The sequence below is a fragment of the Mariniphaga anaerophila genome, from assembly GCF_900129025.1.
Taxonomy (GTDB): Bacteria; Bacteroidota; Bacteroidia; order Bacteroidales; family Prolixibacteraceae; genus Mariniphaga; species Mariniphaga anaerophila.
In genome coordinates this window covers 177,525-190,112 of the sequence record NZ_FQUM01000006.1, presented here as the reverse complement: position 1 = coordinate 190,112, position 12,588 = coordinate 177,525, and the positions used below count along the sequence as shown (strand labels likewise).

Sequence of the window (12,588 nt, the reverse complement as noted above, 5' to 3'; positions counted from 1 at the left end):
ATGTTTTGTACAAAAGTAACCCTAAATGTTTAAAAGCAAAAAGCAGGTCACAAAAACCGTAATGTTATTTTACCTGTTATTTTTGCATAATGATGAAACAGTACACAAAACATATTGTTGTAGCTTTTTTTCTGCTGTTTGGCGCGAATGTTCTGTGGGCGCAAGCTCAACCCAATGAAATTCAGTCTGCCACAAAGCTGGCATTGTCGTACTACAATGCAAAGGATTACGAAAAAGCCGCACCTCTGTTGCTGGAAGTTTACAATCTTTCAAAAAACAATTACTATTTCAGGCTTTACCTCAATTCCATGATAGAGATGCAGGATTTTGAGGGAGCAGAAACCTTCATTCAGAAAGAGCTGAAAAAACAGCGCACGCTCCGTCCAGATCTGCTTATTCATTGGGGATATCTTTTAAAAGCACAAAAGAAGTTGAAAGAAGCCGATGAAAAATACACGGAAGCGTTGAAACAAGTTCCGGCAAACAAGGGAAGTATTTTGGTTGCGGCAAACTCGTTTATGCAGTGGCAGGAGTTTGAATGGTCGAAAAAGGTTTACCTGAAAGGGCGCAAGGAGATACCTCAGGAACAGTTTAACTACGAATTGGCGCGTAACTACCTCTATTTACGCGATTACGACAAAATGATGGAAGAGTACCTGAACCTTATCAGGCAGGATGACAAGCAGATTCAGCGTGTTCAAAGTGCCCTTTCATCGGCAATGCGCATTGACGTGGATGGCGGGTTGCGCCAGAATTTCAGGGAACAAATTTTAAAACGAATTCAGGCAGAACCCAGTGTAATTGTTTACAACCGGCTGCTGATTTGGTTCTTCCTTCAGGAAAAACAATTTGCAGGTGCTTTGCGACAGGCACTTGCATTAGACCGGAGAACCGGAGAAGAAGACACTCACATTCTGCAAATGGGACAAATGGCGCTTAATAATAAAATGTACGACGAGGCAGAGCGTGCCTTTAATTACCTGGTTGAAAAAGGCGAAAATTCTCCGCTTTACATTCCTGCGTTTGTCCAAAACATTCGCGCATCGTACATGCGCTACACAACCAGCGGGCCCGAGTCGCAAGCGGATGGAAACGAGCTGGCCGGAAAATTCGAAAGTAGTCTGGAAATGCTTGGCTATTCTGTTAACACTCTTGGGCTAATTCATGATTATGCTCATCTGCTGGCGTTTTATCTGAATGATTCTGAAAAAGCAATTTCCATACTGGAAAAAGGATTGAAGCTCCCTCTTCTCAAACCTGAAGATCTGGGAATTTTGAAAACCGAATTGGCAGATATTTATGTTTATGCCGGTGATCCGTGGGAAGCAACACTGCTTTACTCGCAGGTAATTGATGCCAACAAAAACAACACGCTGGGCGATGAAGTAAAATTAAAAAAAGCCAGACTGGGATATTATATGGGAAATTTTAGTTGGGCCAAGGCTCAACTGGATGTTCTGAAGGCCAGCACGTCAAAATTAACTGCTAACGATGCCATGGAACTTTCCATGCTTATTGGCAACAATCTGAACCTGGATACCACGGCCGTGCCTTTGCAAATGTTTGCCCGCGCCGACCTGTTGTTTTTCAGGAATAAGGAATCTGAAGCGATGACGACCCTCGATTCTATTGCTGAGATTTATCCTTTTCATTCGTTAACCGACAATATTCTTTTCCGGAAAGCAAAAATTGAAATTGACCGCAACAATTACACAGAGGCTGCTGGCTTTCTGCAGGAGATTACCGATAATTTCAGCTCAGGTTTGCTGGCCGACGATGCACTGTTTATGTTGGCCGAATTGTGCAACTTCCAGTTGAATGAAAAAGAACGTGCAAAAGAACTTTACCGCGATATGTTAAGCCGCTTCCCGGGAAGTGTTTTTACCGAAGAGTCGCGCCAGAAGTTCAGAGAGTTGCGGGAGATTTATCCGGATGCGCCGGTTAACCCGCAGGAAGAATTATTTATACAGGACACTATCCCCAATGAAATCAATTGAAAAATCGTACCTCTACGCAGGGTTGTCGGTATTGCTGTGGTCAACGGTAGCTACCTCGTTTAAGCTGGGGTTGAGCGAGCTCGACTTCATTCAGCTTATTTTTTACGCATCTGCAACTTCGGTAATTATTTTATTTTTTATACTGGTTATTCAAAAAAAGACAAAGCTTTTGATGCAGCAAACCGTAGGCCAGCTGATCAATTCGATGGTGTTGGGGGCGCTCAATCCGCTTTTGTATTACCTGGTTCTGTTTAAAGCTTATTCGCTTTTGCCAGCGCAACTGGCACAGCCGCTCAACATGGTGTGGCCCATTGTGCTAACTCTGCTCTCTGTCCCGCTTTTAGGGCAAAAAATTGGGAAATGGAGCATCGCCGGACTTGTTATCAGTTTTGCCGGTGTGGTTTTAATTTCGTCGCAGGGAGGGCTTAGCGGTTTTCAAAATACCAGTTTGAACGGCGTTTTGCTCGCGCTTGGTAGTTCAGTGCTCTGGGCGCTGTACTGGGTTTTGAATGTTCGCGACAAAAGAGACGGCATTGTAAAACTTTTTTTAAATTTCTTTTTCGGCCTGATTTTTCTGGCGGTAACCGTCTTCTTTTTTACTGAATTCAGAATTGAACCCGGAACCGGGTTGTATGCTGCAATTTACATTGGCATTTTTGAAGTTGGCGTAACCTATGTTTTCTGGATGAAAGCAATGCAATTGAGTACCAACAACGCAAAAATCGGGAACCTGATATTTCTGACGCCTTTCCTGTCGCTCATTTTTATCCGGTTTATTTTGAAGGAGACCCTGTTCATCACTACTTTTGCCGGACTGGCATGTATTATTGCCGGAATTTTAGTTCAAAGGTTTGACAAGAAGAATCAAATAAATACATGAACGGGAAGCCACTCAAAATATTAGGTATTGACCCCGGGACAACCGTAACCGGCTACGGACTGGTAGAAGTGAGGAACAACAAACCGGTTATAATAAACATGGGAACCCTGGTGCCTGGTAAATATTCCGACCACTACCAGCGGTTGCAGTATCTGCACGAGCGGGCGTTGCATTTGGTAGACGAATACCGTCCGGATGTAATGGCTATTGAAGCGCCGTTTTACGGGAAAAATGTGCAGTCGATGTTAAAGCTGGGGCGCGGCCAAGGCGTGCTTATGGCAGCAGCACTCCACTTTTCGGTGCCCATCCACGAATATGCACCGCTGTTGGTAAAACAAGCCATTACCGGCATGGGAAGAGCCTCAAAAGAACAGGTAAAATATTTTTTGCAGAAAGTTTATAATCTGACCGACCTCGACCAGGCTCTGGATGCCACAGATGCTGTAGCCGTAGCTATTTGCCACTTTATACAACAGGGAAAACCGCAAAAAAACAAGGAGTATAAAAACTGGGGAGATTTTATTAAGAAGAATCCCGGAAGAGTAAAATAATATTGATTTTGTTTAATAATTATGAAGCAGTTTATTCAGTTTATTGAAGTAATTATAATTGCAATTGGCCTGTTTTTGTTGCTTCCCGAAATATCCAACTGGATTGCCACCGGAAGTTTTAGCATTACCATGCGAGAATTAAGGGAAGCCGTTTTTCTGGGAATATTCACCCCAACAATTATCTATTTTCTGCGAAAAATCCAGAACGATGCAGTATTTGTGTTATTTGTTGTGCTTGTAATTGTTCTTATTGTTTCTGCAATGCCGCATTTCAGGTAAGAGCAGGCGCAGCGCAAAAAGTAATCAAGTTTTCTCTGGCGTTTTCAGAAGGGCACTTTTCTGGTTGAAGTGTGTCTTTTCCGAAATGGAAATATTTTAGCTAGTCATTTCCTTGGTAGAAAGCAATCCGCACGCAGCATAAATATCCTGGCCGCGGGAAGCTCTCACTGTGGTCAGAATTCCCTTTTGATTGAGTTCGTCTTTAAAACGCTGAATGGTTTCTTCTGCGGGACTTTTCAGCGGCGTTCCGGGCACCGGATGAAAACGAATAAGGTTGATGCGGCATTTCAGTCCTTTCAGTAAACGCGCCAGCTCTTTCACATGCTGTGGCGAATCGTTCAGCCCCTCAAACAAAATGTACTCGAAAGATACCCGCCGCTGACGGCCAAAATCCCAGCTTTTTATTTCGTTCACTACCTCGTTGATAGGGTATGCAACCTGCACCGGCATTAGTTTTTGGCGTTCTTCGTTAAACGGATTGTGCAGGCTCACCGCCAGATGAGCTTCGCTTTTTTCCAGGAAGGTGAGCATCCCCGGGATTATTCCGATGGTTGAAACGGTGATGCGGCGCGGACTCATGGCAAACCCCCATTCAGAAGTGAGTATCTCAAGGCTTTTTAGCACTTCATTCAAATTATCAAAAGGTTCGCCCATTCCCATATAAACAATATTGGTAACCTTTCCGGCTTCTGCAATACTTTTTACCTGGTTCACAATTTCTCCTGCGGTTAACTGCCCCTGAAAACCCTGTTTGGCGGTAAAACAAAACAGACAGCCCATTTTACAACCAACCTGAGAGCTTACACAAACGGTTATTCGCTCGTGTTCAGGAATCATTGCCGTTTCAACATATTTTTGGCCGGATGTGGGGAAAAGATACTTTTTGGTGCCATCGGTGCTTTTTTGTACGCGGGTAGGCGCTACCATACCAACTTCGAATTTATCGGACAGTATATCGCGGCTTTTTTTAGAAAGATTTGTCATCTCTTCCACCGAAAAAATTTCTTTTTTGTAGAGCCAGTCAGCCATTTGTTTGGCTGTAAATTTCGGCATCCCCAGATCTTCGGTAATTTGTTGCAGCTCCGTCAGCGTCTTTCCAAAAAGCTTCTCCTTCATGGTAAATAATTTGGCACAAAGATAGAGGAAAATAGGTGAAATGAATTACCAGCCAAAAGAAACAGCGCGCAAAATAGAAATTGAATGCTGCCAAAAAATAAACGGAATGCCGGCTTAAAAGAAATTTTACTTTTGGATGTTGACATTGCTCTTTCTTATTACAATATTATTCTCGTAATACGAGTTTATTGAGGATAGTTTAGATTTTCGTATTTTCACAACGACAAAATAAAAAAAACCATGTGGCATAAAGTAAATTTGCTATCTGTCTTGACATTTGCCCTGCTCTTTTCGTGGGGATGTCAGCCAAAAAATAAAGATGCTAACCTAATGATTCAAAAAGAAATAAACGAAGGCTGGACTTTCCGGCAGCTGAATGAAGGAGAGTGGTTGCCGGCTACTGTTCCGGGAACTGTGCATACCGATTTGATGAAAAACGGAATTATCGAAGATCCGTATTATCGGCTGAACGAACTCGATGTGCAGTGGGTCGACAAAGTGGACTGGGAATACCAAACCACTTTTTTAGTCGATGAAAATATTTTGGAGCGCGACCGTGTGCAGCTCGATTTTAAAGGGCTCGACACTTATGCCGATATTTTTGTAAACGGGGAGTTGATTTTTAATGCTGATAATATGTTTCGCCGGTGGCAGGCTGACGTGAAAGATCTGCTGAATGAAGGCGAAAATGAATTGCGGATTTTGTTTCATTCTCCCATTGTTGAGGGCCTGAAACAATATGATGCCAACGGATTTGTTTACCCCGGGGCTGAAAACGATCAGGCTGAAAGAGGGCAGGTGGAAGGGAACAAGCGCGTGAGTATTTACACACGAAAAGCCGGCTATCATTATGGCTGGGACTGGGGCCCGCGTTTGGTCACCAGCGGAATCTGGCGTCCGGTCACCATTCAGGCATGGGACAATGCCCGCATCGAAAACCTGCAAATTATTCAACACGAGGTTTCTGACGAGAGAGCCACACTTACAGCAGTTTTTGAGGTTGAAGCCGAGAAAAAAGGCAAAGCAACACTTTCAGTGAAAAACGACGGGGCGGTTCTGGCTACCGCCAATATTCATTTGCAACACGGTGTTAAAACGTATAAGGTTGATTTCGAAATTCAGAACCCGAAACTTTGGTGGACCAACGGATTGGGCGAAGCGCATCTGTACGATATAACCGGCGAACTGGCTTTGGGTAAACGCACAATTACCGAAAACACCCGCATTGGGATTCGCACGCTGGAACTGGTGCGCGAAAAAGATGACCACGGAACTTCATTCTATTTTAAACTGAACGGGCACCCAGTTTTTATGAAAGGTGCCAACACCATTCCAAACGACATTTTCTTGCCGCGTGTTACGGATGAGAATTACCGTAAAATGATTGAAACCGCCCGAAAATCGAACATGAACATGTTGCGCGTTTGGGGCGGCGGAGTTTACGAAGATGATTTGTTTTACGATTTATGCGATGAAAACGGCATTTTGGTCTGGCAGGATTTTATGTTCGCATGCGCCATGTTTCCTAACGATAAGTCGTTCCTTGAAAACATCAGAAAAGAAGCTGTCGACAATGTGAAAAGGCTGCGCAACCACCCGAGCATTGCATTGTGGTGCGGGAATAATGAAATCCTTACCGCATGGAACACCTGGGGATGGAAAGGGCAGGCCGAAAAACAGGGAGCGGATGTTCCTGAAAAAGTGTGGCAGGCATATGTCGACATTTTTCATAAAACATTACCCGAAGTTGTGAGTGAGTATGACCCGCAACGCAGTTATTGGGGTTCGAGCCCGTCGTCGGGAATGGGAGTACAGGCTGACCTGGTAAATGGCGATGAACACTACTGGGGTGTTTGGTGGGGGAAAGAACCGTTTAATACCTATGCAACTCACCTCGCCAGATTTATGAGCGAGTACGGTTTTCAGTCGTTCCCCGAGATTTCTACCGTAAAAAAATACGCAGCCCCCGAAGATTATGATATTTATTCTGACGTGATGAAATCGCACCAGCGATCTTCCATTGGCAACGGTACCATTGAATATTACATGTTAAAGGAATATCGTCGTCCCAAAGATTTTGAGTCGTTTTTATATGTGAACCACGTGCTGCAGGCCGAAGGAATCAAGTTCGGGCTGGAAGGTCACCGCCGGGCTATGCCATATACCATGGGAAGTCTGTACTGGCAGTTAAACGATGTTTGGCCCGTTGCTTCCTGGAGTTCTACCGATTATTACCAGAAGTGGAAAGCCCTTCAGTATTATGTAAAAAAAGGTTTCAGTCCGGTGTTGGTAAGTCCTTACGAAGACGAATTGAAACTTAAAGTAGGCATTGTAAACGACCGGCTGGAGCAGGTAAACGCCCAGCTTATTTTAAAAATGATGGACTTCGACGGGCAGGTGATCTGGGAAACGGCATCACTGGCCGAGATTCCGGCTAACTCGAGCCGAGATTATTTTAATGAGAACAAACACGAATTTCTTTATCGAAAAGATACACGGAACCTGCTCCTGTCAGCAGAACTTATTGAAAACGGGAAAACCATTTCCCGGAACATATACTTTTTCAGGCCATTTAAAGAGTTGGATATTCCCCATCCGCAGGTGGATTACAGCATAACAAAAACAGATTCGGGATTTGATATTGAGTTGAAAACTGACAAGCTGGCCAAAAACGTATACCTTCAAATTGCAGACGAGAAAGGTTTTTTCTCCGATAATTACTTCGATATGTTGCCCGGCGAAAAGCTTACCGTAAGCCTGGAAACCGAAATGTCAGAAGAAAAATTGAGCGAAGCATTAACTGTTCGTACGCTCGATGATGCATTTTAAGTCAGCATAAAATCTTAATTTTGTGGAAAACCTGATACTATGCCCAAAAGATTTTCGCTCGACAAGAAATACATAAAAGTTTTGCTGCTGGAGGGTATTCATCCTTCTTCGGTGGAAAGTTTTAAAGCCGCGGGTTACACCAATGTAGAACGGCTGAAAACTGCGCTCGACGGAGAGGAACTTGAGCAAAAGCTGCAAGAAACCCATATTCTTGGAATACGTTCGCGAACGCAGCTCACCGGGCAGGTATTAGAAAAAGCCCAAAAACTTTTTGCCGTTGGATGCTTCAGTATTGGTACGAACCAGGTAGAGCTGGAGGCAGCCAGGCAGCACGGCATTCCGGTTTTTAATGCGCCGTTTTCCAATACGCGCTCGGTTGCTGAGCTGGTTATTGCTGAAATAATTATGCTGATGCGCGAAATTCCGGCAAAAAATGCAGCTGCCCACCGCGGCGATTGGCTGAAGTCTGTGGGAAACGCATATGAAGTGAGGGGGAAGAATTTGGGAATTGTTGGGTACGGACACATTGGCTCGCAGGTTTCTGTGCTGGCCGAAGCAATGGGCATGAATGTGTTTTATTACGACATCGAAACAAAGCTCAGCCTGGGAAAAGCCTTTGTGTGCGATTCGCTTAACGAACTGCTGCAAAAATCTGACGCTGTAACATTGCACGTGCCCGAAACTTCGGATACGCGCAATATGATTTCCCGCAACCAATTGGCGCAGATGAAGAGAGGAGCTTTGCTGATTAATGCTTCCCGCGGGTCGGTGGTGGATTACGAAGCGTTGGCCGAAGCGCTGAAAAAAGGTCATGTGGCAGGTGCTGCAGTCGATGTTTTTCCAACAGAACCGGCTTCCAATACTCAAAAGTTCCGCTCCCCGTTGCAGGACTTCGACAATGTTTTGTTGACGCCGCATATTGGCGGAAGTACTCAGGAGGCGCAGGAGAACATTGGGCTGGAAGTTGCTGATAAACTTATTCGCTACAGCGATAATGGTTCCACCGTTGGAGCCGTTAATTTTCCGCAAGTGTCCATTCAGCCGAATTACCACAAACAGCGCTTTTTGCATATTCATAAAAATACGCCCGGGTTACTGAAAGATATTAACTTCGTTTTTACCAATAAGGGAATTAACATTGCGGCGCAATACCTGCAAACCGATGCTGAAATTGGTTACGTAATTATTGATGCTGAATGCAATAATTGCAACAAAATTTTAAATGAGCTGAAAGCGATTCCGCACACAATCAGGGCGAGGATGCTGTACTGAAAGTTGCCGTGCCGTAAAAAACAGATTAGTGATTTTCCCCGGGGAAATTTGTGTTCTGAAGGTTGGCAAATAAGGTATTAAAAATTGTTTGAACAGGCGATGAGGACTTGTGGATGCAGGCTGAAGCCGAACCTTGGCAGATACATTGTGGATATTTAAATTTGCTGATAAGGATGCAAAGCAGACTGAATGCTTATTTTTGTGGTTGTACAAAATGTTGAATCGATGAAACGAACATTGTAATTCTTTCGCACAAAGGAGCATGGCTGTTGCGTGGGGTACATGAGTCGCCATTAAAATAAACAATTATAGAAGAATGAGACAATATTTGAATTTGCTGGAAACCATTTTGGAGAATGGAGTAAGAAAGGAAGATCGTACCGGAACGGGAACCATTAGTGTTTTCGGGCATCAAATGCGGTTTCCGCTGAGCGAAGGATTTCCAATGGTGACCACCAAAAAGCTACATCTGAAATCGATTGTTCATGAACTGCTTTGGTTTTTGGCAGGAGATACCAACATAAAATATTTGCAGGACAACGGAGTGCGCATTTGGAATGAGTGGGCCGACGAGAACGGGGATTTAGGGCATATTTATGGCTACCAGTGGCGCAGTTGGCCAACTCCCAACGGAAAACATATCGACCAGATTATCAATGTAGTTGAGTCGATTAAAAACAATCCCGATTCACGTCGTCACCTGGTGAGTGCCTGGAACGTTGGCGAACTGGATCAGATGAACCTGCCTCCTTGCCACATTCTTTTTCAGTTTTATGTAGCCGACGGAAAACTGTCGTGCCAGCTTTATCAGCGTAGCGCCGATGTTTTTTTGGGTGTACCTTTTAATATTGCATCATACGCATTGCTTACCCTGATGATGGCGCAGGTAACCGGACTGGAACCCGGCGATTTTGTGCATACGCTCGGCGATGTGCATATTTATTTAAATCATATTGAACAGGTGAAACTGCAACTCACGCGCGAGCCTTATTCGCTTCCGACTATGAAAATTAACCCGGAAGTGAAAAATATTTTCGATTTTAAATATGATGATTTTGAGTTGGTTGGCTACCAGTCGCACCCGAGTATTAAGGGGAAAGTAGCAGTCTAACATTCATTTTTTTAATTTAGAGGAGTTAAATGACTTACAAGAATATTTCCATAATAGTAGCGATTGCCGAGAATTTTGCCATCGGAAAAAATAACGATTTGCTTTTTCATTTGCCCAACGATCTGAAAAGGTTTAAAGAAATTACAACCGGGCATTCCCTTATTATGGGGCGGAATACGTTGTTGTCGTTGCCTAAATGGCCTTTGCCTAACCGCAGACACATTGTAATTACCGACAAGCCCGACGACAGCTTTCCCGGGTGCGAGGTGGTTTTTTCCATTGATGAGGCTGTTGAAAAAGTAAAAAATGAGGCGGAAGCATTTGTAATTGGAGGCGGAATGGTTTATCGGCAGTTCTATCCGCTTGCCGGCAGGCTTTATTTAACTATAGTGCACAAACCTTTTGAAGCGGATGTTTTTTTTCCTGAAATAGATTACTCCCTGTGGGATGAAGTTTCCCGGGAAGATTTTTTCGATGAGAAAAACGAGTTTCACTATTCTTATTTAGATTTAAAGCGAAAAACTAAAAAATGAATATCCTTTTCGGAATAGGCCTTTTACTTTTAGTCGGTTACTCATTGGGGTTTCTGGCTGAGAAGGCCGGATTGCCGAAAATTGTTGGATACATTGCCACCGGGATTTTTTTTAGTCCGCATACCTTTGGTTTTCTTAAAGAAAGCATGCTTTCGCAAACCGAGCCGTTAATTGATGTCAGCCTTGCATTCATTGCCTTCGAAGTGGGGGGCTCTCTAAAATGGGAGAAACTGAAAAATTACGGCACTGTTCTGCTGCGAATCCTTTTGTTGGAAAGCCTTTTGCCGTTTTTCTTTGTTCTTGTGGCATTAATTATTTTGGGATTTTTCTTTCCCGGGCTTTTTTCAATATCCAGCCACTGGATACTCATCCTTGCTTTGCTGCTTGCTCCGCTGGCCAGTCCTACCGATCCTTCTGCTACCATAGCGGTAATGCATCAATATAAAGCACGGGGGCAAGTTTCAGATACAATAATGGGAACTGCCGCGCTCGACGATGCTGTGGGGGTTTTGCTTTACAGCGTTTCGGTAACTGTTGCGGCAATTTTGGCCGGGAGCCACGGGGCAAACGTAGGGCAATCGCTTTTAAATTCAGCGTACACAATATTTGGGGCCGTTGCCGTTGGCTGTTTCCTAGGGTGGATGACCGGGGTTATTTCCCGGTTTTTTAAGATTGAAAAGGAGGGGCAGTGCATTGTAATATTGGTTGCCTTTATTGCTCTTTCTTTTGGTATTTCAACACTGTTGAACTTTGATGAATTGCTGGCAGCCATGGCATTGGGCGTGTTTATTACCAACTTTAACAAGCAGAGCAATCAGTTTTTTAAAATTGTTGAGCGCTACACCGAAGATCTGATTTTCCTTTTCTTTTTCATCCTGTCCGGTCTTCATCTTGATGTTACTGCAATACCCGGAGCTGCGTTCCTGATTGCTGTTTTTGTGGTGTTTCGCGTTTCCGGGAAATATTTGGGTTCGCGGGTGGGGGCGGCCTGGGGCGGAGCAACCAAAAAGGTGCGGAAATACACTGCCGGAGGCCTTATTCCGCAGGGAGGCATTGTAATCGGACTGGCATTGCTGATTTCTAAAAATCCATATTTCTCAGATATTTCTGATACGCTGCTTGCCGTTGTAATGGGGAGCGCCGTTTTTCACGAAGTGATTGGGCCAATTGCCGCCGTGCGGGCTCTTAAAAAAGCAGGGGAAACCAATTCCGAAACTCCTGAGGAAATTGCCGCCGGATGATTATTCAAAGAATGTGCTTCTTCTTATTTTTCAGGGTTACGACAACAACTTGCCCAAATTATCGAATTTAAGGTTGTAGTCTTCCATCGCCCGGGTAATTACCTCGTACGCTTCTTTTACATCGTAGATTCCTGCAATTTCAGTGTCTTTCTCTTCGCCCGGCATATCTTTGTAGGTCAGGAAATAGTGTTCCAGTCGTTGGATGACAATCTCCGGAACTTCTGAAATATCTCTGAAATGCCCGTACACAGTGTCGTTGCGCAGAACTGCAATAATTTTGTCGTCGGCTTCGTTGCCGTCAATCATTCGGAATCCGCCAATGGGAATGGCATTTACCAGCAGGTCGCCGTGTGAAATTACTTTTTCGGTTAGTACACAAATATCGATGGGGTCTCCATCACCGATGATTCCTTTTTTTCCGGTTTTTTCACTGCAAAACTGCCCGGTTTTTTCACCGCAAAACGTCTGCGGAATAAATCCATACAGCGCAGGAACTACGTTGGAGAATTTTTGTGGCCGGTCGATACGAAGGTATCCGCTGTCTTTGTCTATTTCGTACTTTACAGTGTCTGTGGAAACCACTTCAATAAAAGCGGTTAGTTCTTTGGGGGCCTCTTTCCCGATGAAAACTCCGTGCCATGGATGTGATTTATAACGAAGTCCCATTAAGCGGCCGATTGGATCAGATAGTCTGTCTGCCATTTTTAATTTTTTTGTATTGGTAGATCAACCTTTAAAAGAGCATTTGGTTCAAACAATACAGGTTTTTCTTGCAGTTA

Annotated in this window: 11 protein-coding genes; 9 read left to right on the top strand and 2 right to left on the bottom strand. The window is 44.1% G+C overall.

The window, feature by feature from the left end; genetic code table 11:
• Positions 1 to 89 precede the first annotated feature (89 nt).
• From BUB08_RS13640 to BUB08_RS13625, 4 genes are read left to right on the top strand one after another with little or no spacing between them, the layout of a single operon-like run.
• On the top strand, positions 90 to 1,997 hold the full coding sequence (locus tag BUB08_RS13640; protein ID WP_073002443.1) for a tetratricopeptide repeat protein: 1,908 nt from the start codon (positions 90 to 92) through the stop codon (positions 1,995 to 1,997).
• A complete protein-coding gene (locus BUB08_RS13635) occupies positions 1,984 to 2,877 on the top strand; it encodes a DMT family transporter (RefSeq protein ID WP_073002442.1) in 894 nt (297 codons plus the stop codon). The genes BUB08_RS13640 and BUB08_RS13635 overlap by 14 nt, the downstream gene beginning before the upstream one ends.
• Positions 2,874 to 3,428, top strand: a complete 555-nt coding sequence (gene ruvC, locus BUB08_RS13630; RefSeq protein WP_073002441.1) for a crossover junction endodeoxyribonuclease RuvC — start codon at positions 2,874 to 2,876, stop codon at positions 3,426 to 3,428. Before BUB08_RS13635 ends, ruvC begins: the two co-directional genes overlap by 4 nt.
• Before the next feature lie 21 nt (positions 3,429 to 3,449).
• Positions 3,450 to 3,707 carry a hypothetical protein gene (locus BUB08_RS13625; protein ID WP_073002440.1) on the top strand — a complete coding sequence of 86 codons (258 nt, stop codon included), beginning with the start codon at positions 3,450 to 3,452 and terminating at the stop codon, positions 3,705 to 3,707.
• 96 nt (positions 3,708 to 3,803) lie between these two features.
• Here BUB08_RS13625 and rlmN read toward each other — a convergent pair whose 3' ends face one another.
• A complete protein-coding gene (gene rlmN / locus BUB08_RS13620) occupies positions 3,804 to 4,823 on the bottom strand; it encodes a dual-specificity RNA methyltransferase RlmN (protein ID WP_073002439.1) in 1,020 nt (339 codons plus the stop codon).
• Positions 4,824 to 5,153: 330 nt separating this feature from the next.
• Between rlmN and BUB08_RS13615 the strand changes: the two genes are divergently transcribed.
• The 5 genes from BUB08_RS13615 to BUB08_RS13595 all read left to right on the top strand — a co-directional run bounded on the left by BUB08_RS13615 (position 5,154) and on the right by BUB08_RS13595 (position 11,809).
• The gene (locus BUB08_RS13615; RefSeq protein WP_217651621.1) at positions 5,154 to 7,652 is read left to right on the top strand and encodes a beta-mannosidase; all 2,499 of its coding nucleotides are present in this window, start codon (positions 5,154 to 5,156) and stop codon (positions 7,650 to 7,652) included.
• Between the two features lie 39 nt (positions 7,653 to 7,691).
• Positions 7,692 to 8,924 (top strand): phosphoglycerate dehydrogenase, encoded by a 1,233-nt coding sequence (gene serA / locus BUB08_RS13610; protein ID WP_073002437.1) that lies wholly within the window; start codon positions 7,692 to 7,694, stop codon positions 8,922 to 8,924.
• 316 nt (positions 8,925 to 9,240) lie between these two features.
• A complete protein-coding gene (locus tag BUB08_RS13605; RefSeq protein ID WP_073002436.1) occupies positions 9,241 to 10,035 on the top strand; it encodes a thymidylate synthase in 795 nt (264 codons plus the stop codon).
• A 29-nt stretch (positions 10,036 to 10,064) separates the two neighbouring features.
• On the top strand, positions 10,065 to 10,568 hold the full coding sequence (locus BUB08_RS13600; protein WP_073002435.1) for a dihydrofolate reductase: 504 nt from the start codon (positions 10,065 to 10,067) through the stop codon (positions 10,566 to 10,568).
• A complete protein-coding gene (locus BUB08_RS13595; RefSeq protein WP_073002434.1) occupies positions 10,565 to 11,809 on the top strand; it encodes a cation:proton antiporter in 1,245 nt (414 codons plus the stop codon). The genes BUB08_RS13600 and BUB08_RS13595 overlap by 4 nt, the downstream gene beginning before the upstream one ends.
• Before the next feature lie 36 nt (positions 11,810 to 11,845).
• Here BUB08_RS13595 and BUB08_RS13590 read toward each other — a convergent pair whose 3' ends face one another.
• The gene (locus BUB08_RS13590) at positions 11,846 to 12,511 is read right to left on the bottom strand and encodes an inorganic pyrophosphatase (RefSeq protein ID WP_073002433.1); all 666 of its coding nucleotides are present in this window, start codon (positions 12,509 to 12,511) and stop codon (positions 11,846 to 11,848) included.
• Between the last annotated feature and the right edge of the window lie 77 nt (positions 12,512 to 12,588).